The organism is Candidatus Salinivivens marinus, assembly GCF_965655845.1.
Lineage (GTDB): Bacteria > Pseudomonadota > Alphaproteobacteria > Rhodobacterales > Rhodobacteraceae > Salinivivens > Salinivivens marinus.
On record NZ_CBFHHX010000002.1, the window covers coordinates 87,293 to 104,283 of the forward strand.

The window sequence follows — 16,991 nt, forward strand, 5'->3', positions numbered from 1 at the left end:
GGATCATATTTTAGCTCGAGCGTTTAAAGCGGCGGAGATAGTCCCCTCATCCAAATAGTCTAACTCACCTCCCATAGGAACTCCACGGGCCAGTGAGGTTACCGAAACCCTATTTTCGATCTGTTCAGCTATATAGTGAGCCGTGGTTTGTCCCTCAAGCGTGGCATTCAAAGCTAAAATAACTTCATGGACTTCTTCATTATCAACGCGTTTTATTAGTTTTGGAATTTTTAATTCTTCCGGCCCGATACCATCCAAAGCTGATAAAGTTCCGCCAAGAACGTGATATTGGCCCTTAAAAACTGATGTTCTCTCCATAGCCCATAGATCCGAAACATCTTCAACAACGCAAATTTGACCGTTAATTCGTTTTTGATCTTCACAAAGCTCACATATATCTGAGGTCCCAATGTTACCACAATTGAGACACTCCCGGGCTTGCTCAGCAACCTTAGCCATCTGTTTCGATAGGGGAGTGAATAGAGTACTTTTTTTGCGGATCAGATGCAAAACAGCGCGCCTGGCAGAGCGAGGGCCTAATCCAGGCAATTTGGCGACAAGATCTATCAATATCTCAATTTCTCGTGTTCTTGAAGTGCTCAATGGTTTCCTCAGACAAAAATAGGGGATTTGATTGAATCTAAAATGGTAATTTCATTCCAGCTGGAAGCCCCAATGCTTCGGTTATTTTCTCCAATTCATTTTTTGATCTATCAGCTGCTTTTGCTTGTGCATCCTTTATTGCGGCCAAAATGAGGTCTTCTACAATTTCTTTATCATCGCCGTTAAAAATTGATGGATCAATTTCTAAGCCAGTTAACTCGCCTTTTGCTGTCGCTGTCGCTTTAACTAAACCAGCTCCAGACTCTCCTATTACTTCAATGAGAGCCAAATCTTCTTGCATACGCGCCATTTTTTCCTGCGTTTCTTGGGCTGCTTTCATCATTTTGCCCATGTCTCCAAGTCCACCTAGTCCTTTAAACATTTTAAAACCTTTCAATAAATTCTGTTTTAATCTTCTTCAAATGGATCCCACTCATTGTCAACTTCTTCAAGTGCCTGAATGGCTGCCTCTTGCTCTAATTTTTTCTTAGAAATTACATTAACAATCCGAGCAGCAGGAAATTGAACCAGCGCTTCTTTTACGAAAGGATGAGCGTATGCCTCAGTTTCTAATTCTTTAGCATCTTTTTCTTTTTTTTCAAAAATTGTCTCTGCTTCACCATTCTGGACAACGCTTACAGCCCAGCGGCTTCCTGTCCATTCTTTGAGTCTATTGCTTAATCTTTGGGCTAAGTTAGCAGGAGCAAATTCCGTTGGCGTAAACTCTATATATCCTGGACGATAGGTGACCAAGCGCAAACCATTTTCGATATCAACGAGCAATTTGACATCTCTATTTTGTTTTACTAATTCTAGAATATCTTCGAATTTAGTATAACTTAGTATCCCAATACCTTCATCAGCAGCCGGAGCGACTTTTAAGTTGGACGCGTTATTCTGTTTAGGTTGAAAAATCTCGTGACTATTCACGTGCTCACCCATATTTTTTGATGGTGTTTCTAAATTTTTTCCTTTGCTAGCCCCCTGCAATTTACTCTCAATTTTCTTGATTAAATCCTCTGTCGGAGGTAAGTCGGCCGCATGTGTGAGGCGTATAATTATCATTTCTGCGGCCATTATCGGGCTTGGGGCAACAGCAATTTCATCAAGAGATTTTATAAGCATTTGCCACATTCTCGTGAGCACACGCATAGATAAAAGTTTTGAAAATTCTACACCGCGCATTCGCTCATCAGGCGTTACTGTAGGGTCTTCATTTATATCTGGCGTTATCTTCGCAACTGATATCCAATGTGTGATTTCTGCTAAATCTTTAAGAATCACAATTGGATCTGCTCCATCTGAATATTGTGAACCGAGTTCATTTAGGGCAGATGCTGCATCGCCCTGCATTATCAATTCGAAAAGGTCCAATACTCTGCCACGGTCTGCAATTCCAAGCATCGCTCTGACATGCTTTGCATCGCTACTGCCACCACCGTGGCTTATCGCTTGGTCTAGAAGAGATGTTGCATCTCTTGCAGAACCTTCCGCAGCTCTAGTTATCATTCGCAGAGCATCCTCAGAGACATTTACGCCTTCAGATCCTGCAATTTTCTGAAGCAGTACCATCATCTCTTCTGGCTCTATTCTTCTAAGATCAAATCTTTGGCAACGGGATAGGACTGTTACAGGCACTTTCCGTATTTCAGTTGTTGCGAAAATAAACTTTACATGTTCTGGTGGCTCTTCCAGTGTTTTTAACAGTGCATTAAATGCGTTATTAGACAACATGTGAACTTCGTCGATTATGTATACCTTGAAGCGGCCTGAGGAAGCTTTGTAATAAATACTTTCTATTATTTCTCTTATGTCATCAACACCAGTTCGACTTGCGGCGTCCAGTTCCATTACATCAACATGGTTGCCTTTAATTATTGCAGTACAATTCGAACATTTCCCACAAGGCTCTACTGTGGGCCCACCGTTTTGATCTAAACCGATACAATTTAACCCTTTGGCAATTATTCTCGCTGTGGTCGTTTTCCCCGTACCCCTTATGCCAGTTAAAATGAACGCTTGTGCAATCCTATCAGCTTCAAAAGCGTTTTGAAGAGTTTGAACCATTGCCGTTTGGCCAACCAAATCTTTAAACGTCTCTGGGCGGTATTTTCGAGCAAGGACTTTATATAGGTTCATTTCGTTTATTTCAGTCATCAATAGGTACCCAGTAGACATACAGAATATTTACTAGTGTTAGTATACTGCATTATTTACTATTCTAAATGGCAAATTGAAATAGCATTATAGAAGTCTGTGTTTGAGGTAGTCAAAATAGAATTTGAAAATGGTTTCGTTGGCTTATGTCCAATGCCGGGAAAGTACTCTTCATTTGATGAGGACTTTTTTCAATTGGTTAATGCACTGCCTACAGTCGTTGTAACATGTGCAACCAAATCTGAGATGATTAACTGTTCAGCCGCCAGCTTACCTGAAAAATTACATACATTAGGAATTAAATGGTTTCAAATAGCGGTAGATGACTTTCAGATACCAGATGCACTACGTGAAAAAGAATGGAATTCTATGATGCCAATTTTAAAAAGAACTGTACTCAGTGGTGGGGGTGTAATTTTCAATTGTATGGGTGGGTGCGGTAGATCTGGAATGTTTTTGATGCGGTTACTTCTAGAAATGGGTTGGAGTTCTGAAGGTGCTTTGGAGCGTTTGCGAGAGTTTCGACCTTGCGCAATCGAAACTGAACAACAAAAGTTTTGGGCTTTCAAGTAAAGCTGCAAATTAGAAAACTTTAGGTGATTTTGCGAAAAAAGGTGATTTTGCAAAAAAAATGTGAGAGATTGATAACGACCCGAATAAAACTCGTTACGGCTGCTTCCTTCCGGACCTGACCGGGTTGGCGAGGAACACGCCCGCATCAACCCCTCGGTAGTTATTTAAGGGCTTTAAAGTGTAGTTGCAAGTTGACTCTGTCAATTTTGATTTTTAGGGATAAGGCAAATACTTCGGTAAGGATCTTTATATTTGAGAAATGCTGAAAGAGTTACTTTTGGGGGATCTGGGTTAAATCGAGCAAGTGAGTTTCGCGGCTCTGCAAAAGCTTCGCCTCGTGAGGGAGATCTATTCATTATTCATTGGCGCGGTAAATTTGCAGTTGATTTAAAAAATGCTTGCGAACTTGCCCTAATTAAATATCCAAATAAGATAATTTCGAATAAACAAATAATCTTTCTTGGAAGAAATAAAGACGTTTCGTATTTTGCTACTGATATTTCGGAATGGGAGCCTATTGGCCAAGATGAAATAGATGGCTCGTTTTATGATAAAACTCAACAATTTCATGAATTTCTTGGTAAAGATTTACCGTTTTGGGAACTAAGAAGCTTCATGCACTTACTTACACCTAGGTCTGCTGAATTGGCTTCTACCGCTAAATCTGTTTTCCATTGGCAAAATACCTCTCGCTTCTGCTCCAAATGCGGACAGAAAGTTTCAATTATTGAGTCGGGCTGGCAGATAAATTGTGAAAATTGTAACAGTTCGTCTTTTCCACGCATTGACCCAGTAGTGATCATGCTAATCACAAATGGACCCTTTGTTTTGTTGGGTAGATCTATCGGATGGCCCGATGGTATGTATTCTCTACTCGCAGGGTTTATGGAACCTGGGGAAACTTTAGAAGCAGCGGTTCGCCGAGAGGCTTTTGAAGAATCTGGAATTAATGTTGGCGCTGTGCAATATCTTGCCTCGCAACCGTGGGCGTTCCCAATGTCTTTGATGTTTGGTTGCTATGGGGAAGCAACGTCCAAAGAAATCACAATAGATCACTCTGAGATGGAAGATATTAAATGGGTCAATAAACATGATCTTCATATGGTCATGGCAGGTATAGAAGACAGTTTTAAAGCGGCAAGACCTGGTTCAATCGCACATTTTCTGCTATTAAATTGGTTAGCTGATACATTGCAATAAAACTGACCGATCCTACAACGTAAACCTGGCATTTTTGTAATATTAAAAAATTTGAAGTTATACTCGTTTGGAACTAGCTGGGTAAACTCCAAGGATACTTATTGATTGAGTAAAATAAGACAGCTCATCCAAGGCCAGTTTGACATTTGTATCATCTGGATGACCCTCGATGTCGGCATAAAATTGAGTTGCGGAGAAGGTTCCTCCAACCATGTAGCTCTCTAGTTTAGTCATGTTTACGCCATTTGTAGCAAAGCCACCCATCGCTTTATACAAAGCCGCCGGAATATTGCGCACCTGGAAAATGAACGTTGTCATCATTTTTGTGTCGCCACGCCTGGTATTGTCTGGGTAGGAGGACATCAGAAGAAATCTTGTAGTATTATGATCGGAATCTTCGATGTCTTCTGCAAGTACTTCAAGCCCATAGATCTCTGCAGCCAACTTACTGGCCAACACCCCACGCCCTGCGGCTTTCGAACCTTTTAAAGCTGCAGCTGCGCCTGCGCTATCAACTGCCCTAATCCCGCGGATATTATTTTTGTCTAAAAATGAAGCTGCTTGTGGTAATAAAACTGGGTGCGCTTCAGCTGCTTCGATATCTTCGAGCTTTTTCCCCGGTAAGCCTAATAAATTTATTCTTACCCTAGTAAATACTTCATCAATAATGTGAAGGCCGGATCCAGGAAGTAATCTGTGAATATCCGCGACCCTGCCGTAGGTAGTATTTTCTACCGGCAGCATGGCTAAATCTGCAACATTGTTATTTACAGTATAAATAACATCCTCAAAGGATTTACATGGCAACGCCTTGCAATTTGGTCGAGCTGACATACACGCTTCATGCGAATAGGCTCCGAGTTCGCCTTGAAAAGCTATGGTTTTCATCTTTCACCCCAAAAATTTGCCCTAAAGGGCGTTTCGTCGCGGATCAACATCTTGCATAACCTGTATCGATGAGGATAGAAAGCTCCAAACTAGTTTAAATGGACCGTGTGTTATGCTTGATACAATGATTTTCACAAAAATAATTGGTGGCTTTTGTGGCGCCCTGTTAATTTATCTCCTTGGCAATTGGGCTGCCGAAAGCTTCTATCATGTGGGTGGTCATGGGCACGGGGAAAAGCATGCTTATGGCTATGCTATAGAAGTTGAAGAAGAAGAAATTGTTGATGAATCCGAAGAAGAAATTGACTTTGCTGCTCTAATGGAAGTCGCGGATGTATCTAAAGGCGCAAAGGTCTGGGGTAAATGTAAGGCATGTCATAAGCTAGAGGATGGTGCTAATGCGACAGGACCTCATCTTTATGCTGTTGTCGATCGTGAGGTTGGTTCTGTAAGTGGGTATAACTACTCTGGCGCTTTGGTAAAGGTTGCAGATGTCTGGGATATTGACAGCTTGAATGGATTTTTGGAAAATCCTAAAACATACGCGCCCGGTACTAAAATGGGCTTTGCAGGTCTCAAAAAGCCTGATGACCGAGCAAATTTGATTGCCTACTTGGACAGTGTGGAAGAATGAAGGTGACAAAATCAGCTTGATTATTAATGGTAAATAGTTGCTTTAACTGTTAATAAAACCGCCTTGAGTATGGTCAAAAACTGCCTCAATCTTACATATGTTATGAAAAAGGGGTTTGTTATGTTGGAATTGTTGCAAATTAATTATTTAATTATAATAAGAACTCGACTGATCGCATTTGTTTATTTGATCTTTATTGTGTCATTAGTATCCACTGCATCTGTTGTGAATGCAGATCAAGACAATATAAAAGCACATGGGTTTAATTTCTTTGGAGAACTAAAATACCCAAATGATTTTAAGCATTTAGACTACGTGAATCCAAATGCGCCAAAAGGTGGTGAAATATCAATATGGGGTTTTGGTACTTTTGACTCGATGAATCCTTATTCAAGGAAGGGACGAGCTGCGTCTCTTTCATCTGCTCCATTCGAGTCACTCCTTGTTGAGACAGGCGACGAAATTGGATCTTCATATGGGCTGCTTGCTGAAAGTATTGAGTACCCAGCAGATCAAAAATGGGTTATTTTTCAACTTCGCAAAGAGGCAAAGTTTTCTGACGGAACTCCTGTTACAGCAGACGATGTAGCGTTTACTTATAACCTCTTCCTTGAACAGGGTTTGCCCAGCTACAGGGCTGTTCTGGCTGAAATAGTTCAAGGCGTTGAGGTTATTGGTCCCTATACCATCAAGTACACATTTTCAGAGCAAGCATCGAAAAGAGACGCGATACCAATCGTTGGTGGTTTACCGGTTAAATCACAAGCTTGGTTTGAAAGAAGCCAGGCTAGGCTTGACGAGTCTCGAATGGAGCCAGCAATCGGATCAGGTCCGTATATCCTAGAAAGCTTTGAAATAAATCGTTGGGTAAAATATCGACGAAATCCTGAATATTGGGGCGCAAGTCTACCAATAAATAGGGGTCGATCGAATTTTGATGAGATCAGAGTTGAATATTTTGCGGATACTAATGCGGCATTTGAAGCATTTAAGTCGGGGGCTTACACGATGCGGGTTGAAAACTCATCAAAAAGTTGGGCCACTGCGTACGATTTTCCAGCATTGAACGATGGGCATGTAGTAAAAAAATTAATGCCGGATGGAGGTATAGCAAACGGGCAAAGTTTTGTCATGAATCTCCGGAGAGAAAAATTTTCTGATATTCGGGTGAGAAAGGCTTTATCTTATCTATTTAATTTTGAATGGTCCCGTGAGTCTTTGTTCTACGGACAATATGCTAGAATAAATTCATTTTGGGAAAACTCAGACTTGGCGGCCACTGGACTGCCCTCTAGTGAGGAAATGAAGCTTTTATCAACGTTGGAAAGTGATTTGCCAAGCGGCGTACTCACGCAGGATGCAGTTATGGCTCCGGTATCTGGAACAAAGCCAATGGATCGAGCCAATCTCCGCAAAGCAAATGCTTTATTAGATGATGCTGGTTGGCTCGTTGGTGCAGATGGTTTTCGAAGAAATGCTAGCGGCGAAACTTTGGAAATTGAAATAATTGAGGACAGTGCTGCATTTGATAGGATCGTACTTCCTTTCGTTGAAAATATGAAAGCAGCTGGGATCGATGCTGAATATGATAGAATAGACCCTGCTCAGTATACAGATAGAACTCGTAACTATGACTTTGATATTATTACTGATCAATTCCCTATGTCATATGAACCCTCCTCTGGGCTGAAGCAGTACTTTGGGTCTGATACAGCCGATGATTCTGTCTTTAATTCAATGGGTTTGAAATCGTCAGCTGTCGATGCGCTTATTGAGCATGTGGTTGCAGCAGAAAATAAAAGTGATTTAAAAGTGGCAGTCAAAGCTCTTGACCGAACACTAAGAGCTTACAATTTTTGGATACCACAATGGTATAACGATCAGCATCGCGTGGCTTACTGGGATATGTATGAACATCCGGAAGAAATTGCACCTTACGACTTGGGATACTTGGACTATTGGTGGTATAATGAAAGTAAGGCGAAAGCACTAAAAGATGCTGGTTTTCTGCGCCAATAAACTAAGATGACTGCATATATCCTGCGTCGCTTGTTACTGGTAATCCCAACTTTGTTTGGGATTATGGTGATAAATTTTGCGCTCACCCAATTTGTACCAGGGGGCCCAATAGAGCAAATAATCGCAAACTATGAGGGAAATGGTGATGTTTTTGAGGGTATTGCCGGGGGCGGTAAGGAAGTTGCTCAGAACTTTGAACAGGATGAAAAGTATACTGGTGCTAGGGGCCTACCACCAGAGTTCATAGCAGAATTAGAAAAAGAGTTTGGTTTTGATAAGCCACCCCTTACTCGGTTTTTGTTTATGATGTGGAATTATCTTCGCTTGGATTTTGGCGAAAGTTATTTCAGGTCTATATCAGTAATTGACTTAGTGATTGAGAAGATGCCGGTATCCATCTCACTGGGTCTTTGGTCAACATTGATTGCTTACATGGTTTCAATACCACTTGGGATTAGAAAAGCCGTCCAAGATGGTTCTAAGTTTGATACGTGGACCAGCGTGCTCATAGTTCTTGCATATGCAATTCCAGGCTTCTTGTTTGCAATTTTGTTGTTAGTTTTATTTGCTGGTGGATCATATTTTCAGATTTTTCCTCTCAGAGGCCTTACATCTGAAAATTTTTCTGAGCTTGGGCTATTTTCAAAAGTTATGGATTATCTCTGGCACATTTCTTTACCAGTTTTAGCATCATCAATTTCAGCGTTTGCAACCTTGACCCTTTTGACAAAGAATAGCTTTTTGGATGAAATTCAGAAGAATTATGTGATTACAGCCAGATCGAAGGGTGTCAGTGAAAAACGCGTACTTTACGGACATGTTTTTCGTAACGCTATGTTAATTGTAATAGCTGGATTTCCAGCTGTTTTCATAGGGGTTTTTTTTACAGGTTCCCTCATAATTGAAACTATTTTTTCGCTCGACGGTCTCGGTAGGATGGGTTTTGAGGCTGCTATTGCACGTGATTATCCAGTAATATTTGGAACACTTTTTATATTTGGTCTAATGGGGCTAGTGGTTGGCATAATTTCTGACCTAATGTATGTGTTTATAGATCCTCGCATTGATTTTGAAATCAGAGAGGGTTAGCGTTTGCTGGGCTCACCAATTACAAAACGAAGATGGCGAAACTTTAGATCCAACAATAGGGCATTTTGGTCACTGATTATCTTCTCTGGTTTATTTACTCTGTCTCTTTTTGCTGAATTTATTGCTAATGATAAGCCAATTTTCGTCAGTTACAGAGGTGAAATACATATGCCTATCTTTACATTCTATCCTGAGACTAGGTTTGGAGGAGATTTTAAAACTGAGGCAGCTTACAAAGAGGTAGAAGTAGAGTGTCTAATTCTTTCCGGTGGTCTTATTGAGTGTTTTGAGGAACCTGAAGATATCGTAGAAGCTATCAAGTTAGGTGAGTTTGAACACTTAGAGATTCATCGTGGTTGGATTGTCTGGCCCCTAATCCCATACTCTTTTGACACATCTGTTGATGTTCCTGGAGCGGCACCATTGCCCCCCAGTAAATCAAATATATTAGGCACGGATGATGTAAAGAGAGATGTTCTGGCTCGTGTAATTTATGGATTTCGCATATCAATAATGTTTACTTTGTTAGTAACAATAGCTTCAAGTCTTTTGGGTATTCTAGCAGGCGCTGTTCAAGGATATTTTGGAGGACGAACAGATTTACTTTTCCAGAGATTTATAGAGATTTGGGGTGCGGTGCCTTCCTTGTACGTAATCATAATATTATTTGCTATTTTAGGTAGAAGTTTTTGGTTGCTTGTTTTGTTAACAGTTCTTTTCGGTTGGATGGGTCTGGTTGGCGTAGTACGAGCTGAATTTTTGAGGGCTAGAAATTTAGAATACGTAACTGCTGCAAAAGCTTTGGGTGTAAGTAACTTTATAATTATGTTTCGCCATATGTTGCCAAATGCAATGGTGGCTACATTAACTTTGATGCCTTTTATTGTTACTGGAACAATTGCTACTCTAGCTTCATTGGATTTTTTGGGTTTTGGATTGCCTGCCTCTGCTCCGTCTCTGGGAGAGTTGACTTTGCAAGCGAAACAAAACCTTCAGGCGCCATGGCTAGGCTTTACTGCCTTTTTTACGTTTGCAATAATGTTGGCACTGCTTGTTTTTATTTTTGAAGGTATTCGCGACGCTTTTGATCCTAGGAAGACCTTCAAATGACCTCTCTATTATCTGTAAATAATCTTGGGGTAAAATTTCAGAGTGATGGATCAGAGGTTATTGCCGTCGATGGAATTGATTTTGAAATTAACAAGGGAGAGGTCTTAGCCTTAGTTGGAGAAAGTGGATCTGGCAAATCAGTTTCGGCCCTCTCAATACTTTCGTTGCTGCCAAATAATGCGGATGTTTCTGGCTCGATTAAACTTCAAGGCAACGAATTACTGGGCATTAGTCATAAAGAACTCAAAAGTGTTCGTGGTAGTGAGGTCAGTTTTATTTTTCAGGAGCCTATGACATCTTTGAATCCACTTCACACCATTGAAAAGCAACTAAGTGAAGCGGTTGAACTGCATAGTGCTTCGTATTTTAGTAACATTAGAGAATATATTGTTGAGTTGTTGATGCGAGTCGGCATAGATAGTCCGAGACAAAGGCTAAGTGCTTACCCTCACCAACTATCAGGCGGTCAACGTCAGCGTGTAATGATCGCAATGGCACTCGCAAATAACCCGAAAATTTTGATTGCGGATGAGCCAACAACGGCACTGGATGTCACTATTGAGTCGCAAATATTAGATTTGCTTGTTCAATTGAGAAAAGATACCGAGATGGGCATTCTTTTTATTACGCACGATCTCGGGCTAGTTAAAAGATTAGCAAACCGAGTTTGTGTGATGAAAAATGGAAAAATCGTTGAAGATGGTTTAGTATCAGAGGTTTTCGAAAAACCAAGCCATCCATACACCAGAAAACTTCTTTTCGCCAATACTTCGATCAGTCCTGACCCGGTGGATGAAAAAGCTGATGTTGTTGCTGAGGTTTCCGCCCTGAAGGTTTGGTTTCCCATCCAAAGGGGTTTTCTTAAACGCACAGTAGGTTTTGTGAAAGCTGTTAATGAGGCTAATTTAACTGTTAGAGAGGGAGAGACTATAGGCGTCGTTGGTGAGAGTGGGTCTGGTAAGTCTACGCTTGCCCTCGCATTGATGCGCCTAATTAAATATGAAGGTTCAGTTTATTTTAATCGTCGGAATTTAAATGAATTCTCTCTTAAAGACCTTAGAAAATTAAGAAAAGATATCCAGATCGTTTTTCAAGATCCGTATGGATCATTATCGCCTCGAATGACTTGTGAGCAAATAATATTAGAGGGTGTGAAAGTTCATTTTCCTACTTCTTTGCACGAAACTGAAAAGTTGGTCGCAGAAGCAATGTTAGAAGTTGGCTTAGATCCTAAAACAAGGCATCGTTATCCTCATGAATTCTCTGGCGGTCAAAGACAACGCATAGCAATTGCCAGAGCTATGGCTTTGAAGCCAAAATTAGTAGTTTTGGATGAACCCACCTCAGCCTTAGATAGAACCGTCCAAGTTCAAATTGTTGATTTGCTTAAAGCTCTGCAAAAAAAACATAAAATAGCATATATTTTTATAAGCCACGATCTAAAAGTTATAAGGTCAATGTCACATCGTATTATTGTTATGAAAGATGGGAATATTGTTGAAACGGGTGATGCAAAGCAAGTTTATACTAATCCTAAAAACAGTTATACGAAAAACTTGTTAAAATCGGTTCAGTAAAAACTTTAAATATCTTTTTAGTTTAAAAGTTAATCTGCATTTAGATTTATCCAGATGGATTTATAACGTCACACGTTATGTGTCGGCTAGCTAACTTGCGGCAGGCCTGTTCAGCCGTAATTTTCGAAACACCGTAAAAGTTTGCTTCAAAACCAAGTTTTGTTTTCACAACTTTACGCAACGAACCACCCAATGTTGGCATTTCTGCAAGTGCAGTTTTGATTAGCATTTTTTCTGCTGCATATCTGGTGCCAAAGCGACCCACATTAACACCCCAAATTTTGTGTTCATCTGATGAATTATGGCTCACAAGCCTTGCTTGCTTCAGCATATTTGTTTCTTTTGTGACTGTGGAAGATATTGTGTCAGAAGATTTAATGTCCAGGGTTGCAAGGTGAATTTGTGCTGTATCAACCTTTTCTGATTTTTCTGCAGCCACCATTAGCATTTTAAGGGTTTTCTCGATCCCATCTGAAAGATCTACAGATGCTACGATTGCAGTATTTGAACCCGGTCGTGGTTTAGGGACTAAACTTTTTCGAACTGCACCAGAAGATCTCTTAATCTTTCGAGCGTCTAAGTTAATCGATGAGTAGTTTGGCAGGTGTGGTTTCCTTAAAGAGACATTCGTTGGTGCTTTTTTGAAGCCTAGGTCCATTAACTTCGCCACTTGTCTATTTCTTGTAGCAATACTTCTTCCGCCAAACACAGTTGTAATTATTCTTTCGCGTCCCCTCTCAGCAGACGCGGTGAGGGTGTAACCAGCTGCACTTGTAAACCCTGTTTTAATACCATCAGCACCCCTGTAATTTGCTAAAAAGCGGGTATTCGTATGACGAACCTTTTTTATCCCGGCATTAGCTGTGCGTCGCGAAAACAAATTATAATATTCTGGGTAATCATAAAAAACATGTCTCCCAAGTACTGTCATATCCCTGGCAGTAGAGAGATGTCCTAGCTGAGTGAGACCGTGAGCATTCTTAAAGGTTGTTCGATTCATGCCGAGTGCTTTTGCAGTTCGGTTCATCCGCCGTGCAAAAGCCGCTTCACTGCCCTCTATTGCCTCTCCAATAGCTGTAGCAGCATCATTAGCTGACTTGATTGCAGCGGCTCTAATTAAATATCGCAGGCTGATACGTTGACCCGCTTTAAGGCCGAGTTTAGAGGGTGGTTCCGAAGCGGCCTTTTTTGAAATTTTAACCTTCGTATCAAGGGTTATTTCTCCGTTCTCAACTGCTTCAAATGCGATATATAATGTCATCATTTTAGTTAATGATGCTGGATGTAATCTCTGGTCTGCATTTTCAGCATGTAAAACGCTACCATCTCGCGCATCCATAACCATTGCAGCATAAGTAGCTGCCATGGCTGGCTGTGACGCCAGCACTACCATTGAAATGAATAGTATAGTGAATATGCCCAACCAAGCGGACTGTAAAAGCCGTTTCGTAATATTAACTACCAATTTCCTGCCTCACACTGCCAGTTTTCTGGTCAGATTATTTCCAAACAATCAACAATATTAAGCGAACTTTGTCAAATAAAGTCTTAATTTCACTTACTTTTTTGTTTTATCAAGGCAGTTGGGCACAATATATGGTATCAGTGTATATGCGATATACTAGATATGTATTTTTGTATTAAAGTTTGAGAATAAATTGACTGACTTACCCATCATTTTAATTTATTTTTGGTATGGCTTGTAAGGGTCTTTTCAAGTTACACCGCTACATTATATAACCAATTGATAAATAATAACACGTTGAGAGAAAATGCCGGTTGTTCCCCACCAAATGTCAGGTGAGTTTGATCAGGATGGCGAACAAGGTGTAGCGCTAGAAACTCGCACTAAGACAAAGCGTCCACCGTTGTACAAAGTCCTTTTATTAAATGACGACTACACTCCAATGGAATTTGTGGTTGTAGTCTTGGAGCGATTTTTTGGTAAAAATCATACTCAAGCATTTGAGATCATGTTGACAGTTCACAAAAAAGGAATGGCTGTTGTGGGAATTTTTAGTCATGAAATTGCAGAAACAAAAGTTGCTCAGGTAATGGATTTTTCTAGGCGTCATCAACATCCATTACAATGCACGATGGAGAAAGAGTGATTTTGGCAAGGTATTTTAGCAAGAATTATTTATGTTTGTTAAGCGTTTATCTGTTTTAAAAGATATCCTTCCAGATCTTTTTACTGCAAATAAAACAACGTGTTTTATCAACCCGCAAGATTTAACCGATTTAGATTACTTCAGCAATAAGAATACCGTTGTTTTAACTGATGACATCAGACTTTATTCTCCTCTGTCGGGTGCAGGCTACAACTGTAAATCAGACGTAAATTTCTTAGCAGATGTTTCGATAGTTCTTCTGCCAAAGTCGAAAGAGCTTGCGAGAGAGTTGATACTTTTGGGCTCCAAAATTGCTAAAAAAGGATATGTCGTGATAGATGGAGACAAAAACGATGGCATTGTTTCTATTATCAAAGAACTCCAAAAACAAATTTCCTTTGACGTAAACCTTTCTAAAGCACATGGCAAAATAGCAGTTTACAAAACGGCTAGCGGAAATCTACCGTCAACGTGGCACCCTAATAAATTTAATAAAATTAACAACGAGTTTGTAACTTTAGCAGGTGTTTTTTCTTCGGATCATGTTGATCCAGGGTCTAAGTTATTGAGAGACCAATTACCCGAAAATTTAAATGGCTCTGGCGCTGATTTTGGTGCTGGTTGGGGTTTTCTGACAAAATTTTTGGAAAACTTAGAGTTAGTTGATAATATTTTTGCAATAGATACCTCAAAACGGGCATTAGAATGCGCCGTAAAAAATTGTGATACATCTAAAGTTGAATTCGTTTGGGACGATGTACAGCAATGGAGAGCGCCGAAACCTTTAGATTTCGTTGTAATGAATCCCCCTTTCCACTCAAATGGTAAGTTAGACATTGAGTTAGGTGAAGGATTTATAATTTCTGCTGCTAAAAACCTACTCAGGAATGGTAAGTTATACATGGTGTCAAATAGGCACCTTCCCTACGAAAATATACTGTGTAGATATTTTGGTAATTCGAAAGAAATTGGGGGAGATAATAGGTTTAAAATAATTCTGGCTGAAAAACCTCTCGCAGTATCGAGAAAAAAACCCTAAACTTACGAAACTTATAGGGGAGAAGAAATGTCCTTTTCTGTAGAAGGTAAGACGACCATAGTAACTGGGGCCGCTAATGGTATTGGCTTGGCAATAGCAAAGCACTTTGCCGAGGAGGGTGCGAACGTCATGTTCGCTGATATGGACGATGAAAGTCTTAAGAAGGAATTAGGTGAAGAATGTGAGAGTGGGAATGTACGTTACTTTTCGGGAGACTTGCGAGAAAGACTGACAATAGCTAATTTGCTTTCTGCCACTATAGACGCTTTCGAGCGCGTTGATATTCTGGTTAATGCTTCAAGGCAAGTTTTGCTCACAGATCCACTTGATTTAGAGGATGAAACAATTGCTGTTATGTGGCAACAAAACGTTTTGAATAGTTTTAGACTATCCCAGCATGTGGCTAAAAGAATGATCAAACAGTCGGAAGACGACACGGAAGCTGACGGTATTATTGGCACAATTGTAAACTTGTCATCAATTGCCTCAACCTTGGCACAACCGAGGCTTCTAGGGTACTCAATAGCGACGGCTGCAATGGATCAGATGACACGTTCTCTTGCGGTTTCACTTGCTCCTAGTCGTATCAGAGTAAATTCTCTGGCTATTGGTTCAATTATGTCTGCTAGCTTGCAGAACAGTCTTAAGGATGCGGATGAGCTTAGACAGGATATTGAGGCGCATACACCAATGGGGCGCATTGCATCGGCTTCCGAAATAGTTGAAACTGTTCAGTATTTGGCTGCGCCTGCTTCTGGTTTTGTAACGGGTCAAATAATCACAGTTGATGGAGGCCGATGCCTTCTGGATCCCGTATCTTCACCTTTTCATTAAATTAAGCATCAAAAGAATTAGACCAGATATGAAACAAATTACTGAAGTTGAAAAAAATAGAGCCAGTGAATGGTTTTTAAGTTTAAGAAACGATATCGTATCTGCTTTCGAAGAGTTGGAAAAGTCGCATTTTAAAGGACCTTTTTCGGAGCTCAATGCTGGTAAATTTGAAGTCAACGAAACAAAACGTGAGGATAAGCCAGGTGTTGATGCTGGCGGTGGGTTAATGAGTGTAATGCGAAATGGCCGCATTTTCGAAAAAGTAGGCGTCAACGTTTCAACTGTATATGGAAATCTTAATAAAGCCGCTCAACAGTCGATGGCTGAGCGTTTGGGAATCCCTGAAATGCGAGAGGACCCAAAATTTTGGGCTAGTGGTATTAGTTTGGTTGCTCACGTCAGAAATCCTAATTGTCCAGCGGTTCACATGAATACTCGTATGTTTTGGACACCATATGCATGGTGGTTCGGTGGTGGTTCAGATTTGAACCCCTGTATTGAATTTGATGAAGATACTCTTCATTTTCATTCCACACTTCGATCTTACTTGAATAAGCACGACCCTGAACTCTATCCTAAATTGAAAAAATGGGCTGATGAGTATTTTTTTATTCCGCACCGTAAGCGAGCCCGAGGGGTGGGTGGGATATTTATGGACGATCGCAACACTGGCGATTGGGAGGCAGACTTCAATCTTACTAAGGATATTGGCAAAGCTTTCTTGCCAGCATATCTCCCACTGCTTGAAAAACGAATGGTTAATGAGTTTGATAAGAGGGATAAAGAAATCCAGCTTGAGCACAGAGGCTTATATGCTGAATATAATCTTGTATATGATCGTGGGACAAAGTTTGGGCTGGCAACTGGTCACGACGCGAATGCCGTTCTAATGAGTTTGCCACCTCTCGCAAAGTGGTATTAAAAATCTACGGCAATACCTTTCCGTTCCCAGTCTCCAAATCTAACTGGTTCTGGGCCATCCCTTCCGCCGAACTCTTTTTTAGGAGCGGGTGTGTCTTTTATTGATTTTCGACGTTCTTCAGCTTCCTCTAACGCCCTCTTTGCTTCTGGGGGTATTCTTTTTGAGTTTACCATAATATCTTCCCTCTAATAAAGCTTGGGTATATAAAACCCCTCTAAATTGCAAGGAATTCGCT

The 16,991-nt window shown here is 40.5% G+C and carries 17 protein-coding genes and 1 other RNA gene; 11 read left to right on the top strand and 7 right to left on the bottom strand.

The genetic code is table 11. The features are described from left to right. Window positions 1–3: 3 nt before the first annotated feature. Genes recR through ACTF5Q_RS02665 form a run of 3 tightly spaced genes read right to left on the bottom strand, consistent with a single transcriptional unit; the run spans window position 4 to window position 2,760 of the window. Window positions 4–603, bottom strand: coding sequence for a recombination mediator RecR (gene recR, locus ACTF5Q_RS02655; protein WP_438953155.1), 600 nt, complete (start codon window positions 601–603; stop codon window positions 4–6). A 37-nt stretch (window positions 604–640) separates the two neighbouring features. After that, a complete protein-coding gene (locus tag ACTF5Q_RS02660; RefSeq protein ID WP_438953156.1) occupies window positions 641–985 on the bottom strand; it encodes a YbaB/EbfC family nucleoid-associated protein in 345 nt (114 codons plus the stop codon). 26 nt (window positions 986–1,011) lie between these two features. After that, window positions 1,012–2,760 (bottom strand): DNA polymerase III subunit gamma/tau, encoded by a 1,749-nt coding sequence (locus ACTF5Q_RS02665; protein ID WP_438953157.1) that lies wholly within the window; start codon window positions 2,758–2,760, stop codon window positions 1,012–1,014. Window positions 2,761–2,859: 99 nt separating this feature from the next. Here ACTF5Q_RS02665 and ACTF5Q_RS02670 point away from each other — a divergent pair, with 99 nt between their 5' ends. Beyond that, window positions 2,860–3,333 (top strand): protein-tyrosine phosphatase family protein, encoded by a 474-nt coding sequence (locus ACTF5Q_RS02670; protein WP_438953158.1) that lies wholly within the window; start codon window positions 2,860–2,862, stop codon window positions 3,331–3,333. Window positions 3,334–3,391: 58 nt separating this feature from the next. On the opposite strand, the gene ffs is transcribed toward ACTF5Q_RS02670, so the two are convergent. Beyond that, window positions 3,392–3,488, bottom strand: an RNA gene (gene ffs / locus ACTF5Q_RS02675) — signal recognition particle sRNA small type. Window positions 3,489–3,585: 97 nt separating this feature from the next. Here ffs and nudC point away from each other — a divergent pair. After that, window positions 3,586–4,533 carry an NAD(+) diphosphatase gene (nudC, locus tag ACTF5Q_RS02680; protein ID WP_438953159.1) on the top strand — a complete coding sequence of 316 codons (948 nt, stop codon included), beginning with the start codon at window positions 3,586–3,588 and terminating at the stop codon, window positions 4,531–4,533. Between the two features lie 57 nt (window positions 4,534–4,590). Here nudC and ACTF5Q_RS02685 read toward each other — a convergent pair whose 3' ends face one another. Next, window positions 4,591–5,421, bottom strand: coding sequence for a prephenate dehydratase (locus tag ACTF5Q_RS02685; RefSeq protein ID WP_438953160.1), 831 nt, complete (start codon window positions 5,419–5,421; stop codon window positions 4,591–4,593). A 112-nt stretch (window positions 5,422–5,533) separates the two neighbouring features. On the opposite strand from ACTF5Q_RS02685, the gene ACTF5Q_RS02690 reads away from it, so the two are divergent. The 5 genes from ACTF5Q_RS02690 to ACTF5Q_RS02710 all read left to right on the top strand — a co-directional run bounded on the left by ACTF5Q_RS02690 (window position 5,534) and on the right by ACTF5Q_RS02710 (window position 11,850). Beyond that, the gene (locus tag ACTF5Q_RS02690) at window positions 5,534–6,055 is read left to right on the top strand and encodes a c-type cytochrome (RefSeq protein ID WP_438953161.1); all 522 of its coding nucleotides are present in this window, start codon (window positions 5,534–5,536) and stop codon (window positions 6,053–6,055) included. 120 nt (window positions 6,056–6,175) lie between these two features. After that, window positions 6,176–8,074, top strand: coding sequence for an extracellular solute-binding protein (locus ACTF5Q_RS02695; protein ID WP_438953162.1), 1,899 nt, complete (start codon window positions 6,176–6,178; stop codon window positions 8,072–8,074). Window positions 8,075–8,080: 6 nt separating this feature from the next. Next, window positions 8,081–9,163: a microcin C ABC transporter permease YejB gene (locus ACTF5Q_RS02700; RefSeq protein WP_438953163.1), complete on the top strand. Its 1,083-nt coding sequence runs from the start codon at window positions 8,081–8,083 to the stop codon at window positions 9,161–9,163. Between the two features lie 3 nt (window positions 9,164–9,166). Further along, window positions 9,167–10,273, top strand: coding sequence for an ABC transporter permease (locus ACTF5Q_RS02705; RefSeq protein WP_438953164.1), 1,107 nt, complete (start codon window positions 9,167–9,169; stop codon window positions 10,271–10,273). Further along, window positions 10,270–11,850, top strand: coding sequence for an ABC transporter ATP-binding protein (locus ACTF5Q_RS02710; protein WP_438953165.1), 1,581 nt, complete (start codon window positions 10,270–10,272; stop codon window positions 11,848–11,850). Before ACTF5Q_RS02705 ends, ACTF5Q_RS02710 begins: the two co-directional genes overlap by 4 nt. Window positions 11,851–11,896: 46 nt before the next feature. Here the strand turns inward: ACTF5Q_RS02710 and ACTF5Q_RS02715 are convergent, their stop codons facing one another. Continuing rightward, complete coding sequence (locus ACTF5Q_RS02715; RefSeq protein WP_438953316.1) at window positions 11,897–13,243, bottom strand: D-alanyl-D-alanine carboxypeptidase family protein; 1,347 nt, start codon at window positions 13,241–13,243, stop codon at window positions 11,897–11,899. Between the two features lie 400 nt (window positions 13,244–13,643). Here ACTF5Q_RS02715 and clpS point away from each other — a divergent pair, with 400 nt between their 5' ends. From clpS to hemF, 4 genes are read left to right on the top strand one after another with little or no spacing between them, the layout of a single operon-like run. After that, complete coding sequence (gene clpS / locus ACTF5Q_RS02720) at window positions 13,644–13,961, top strand: ATP-dependent Clp protease adapter ClpS (RefSeq protein WP_438953317.1); 318 nt, start codon at window positions 13,644–13,646, stop codon at window positions 13,959–13,961. Between the two features lie 31 nt (window positions 13,962–13,992). Then, the gene (locus ACTF5Q_RS02725) at window positions 13,993–15,000 is read left to right on the top strand and encodes a class I SAM-dependent methyltransferase (RefSeq protein ID WP_438953166.1); all 1,008 of its coding nucleotides are present in this window, start codon (window positions 13,993–13,995) and stop codon (window positions 14,998–15,000) included. A 27-nt stretch (window positions 15,001–15,027) separates the two neighbouring features. Beyond that, a complete protein-coding gene (locus ACTF5Q_RS02730; protein WP_438953167.1) occupies window positions 15,028–15,834 on the top strand; it encodes an SDR family NAD(P)-dependent oxidoreductase in 807 nt (268 codons plus the stop codon). Window positions 15,835–15,862: 28 nt separating this feature from the next. Continuing rightward, entirely contained in the window at window positions 15,863–16,756 is an 894-nt protein-coding gene (gene hemF / locus ACTF5Q_RS02735) for an oxygen-dependent coproporphyrinogen oxidase (RefSeq protein WP_438953168.1), read from the top strand. Here hemF and ACTF5Q_RS02740 read toward each other — a convergent pair. Beyond that, window positions 16,753–16,929: a DUF1674 domain-containing protein gene (locus ACTF5Q_RS02740; protein ID WP_438953169.1), complete on the bottom strand. Its 177-nt coding sequence runs from the start codon at window positions 16,927–16,929 to the stop codon at window positions 16,753–16,755. The two genes, hemF and ACTF5Q_RS02740, sit on opposite strands and share 4 nt — an antisense overlap. Window positions 16,930–16,991 lie beyond the last annotated feature (62 nt).

Bases quoted from the DNA above. Each gene is read 5' to 3' on its own strand.
- ACTF5Q_RS02685 (WP_438953160.1), bottom strand. From the start codon at position 5,421: ATGAAAACCATAGCTTTTCAAGGCGAACTCGGAGCCTATTCGCATGAA.
- ACTF5Q_RS02695 (WP_438953162.1), top strand. From the start codon at position 6,176: ATGTTGGAATTGTTGCAAATTAATTATTTAATTATAATAAGAACTCGA.
- clpS (WP_438953317.1), top strand. From the start codon at position 13,644: ATGTCAGGTGAGTTTGATCAGGATGGCGAACAAGGTGTAGCGCTAGAA.
- ACTF5Q_RS02710 (WP_438953165.1), top strand. From the start codon at position 10,270: ATGACCTCTCTATTATCTGTAAATAATCTTGGGGTAAAATTTCAGAGT.
- ACTF5Q_RS02665 (WP_438953157.1), bottom strand. From the start codon at position 2,760: ATGACTGAAATAAACGAAATGAACCTATATAAAGTCCTTGCTCGAAAA.
- ACTF5Q_RS02725 (WP_438953166.1), top strand. From the start codon at position 13,993: ATGTTTGTTAAGCGTTTATCTGTTTTAAAAGATATCCTTCCAGATCTT.
- ACTF5Q_RS02715 (WP_438953316.1), bottom strand. From the start codon at position 13,243: ATGGTAGTGCTGGCGTCACAGCCAGCCATGGCAGCTACTTATGCTGCA.
- ACTF5Q_RS02660 (WP_438953156.1), bottom strand. From the start codon at position 985: ATGTTTAAAGGACTAGGTGGACTTGGAGACATGGGCAAAATGATGAAA.
- ACTF5Q_RS02690 (WP_438953161.1), top strand. From the start codon at position 5,534: ATGCTTGATACAATGATTTTCACAAAAATAATTGGTGGCTTTTGTGGC.
- hemF (WP_438953168.1), top strand. From the start codon at position 15,863: ATGAAACAAATTACTGAAGTTGAAAAAAATAGAGCCAGTGAATGGTTT.
- ACTF5Q_RS02700 (WP_438953163.1), top strand. From the start codon at position 8,081: ATGACTGCATATATCCTGCGTCGCTTGTTACTGGTAATCCCAACTTTG.
- ACTF5Q_RS02740 (WP_438953169.1), bottom strand. From the start codon at position 16,929: ATGGTAAACTCAAAAAGAATACCCCCAGAAGCAAAGAGGGCGTTAGAG.
- ACTF5Q_RS02730 (WP_438953167.1), top strand. From the start codon at position 15,028: ATGTCCTTTTCTGTAGAAGGTAAGACGACCATAGTAACTGGGGCCGCT.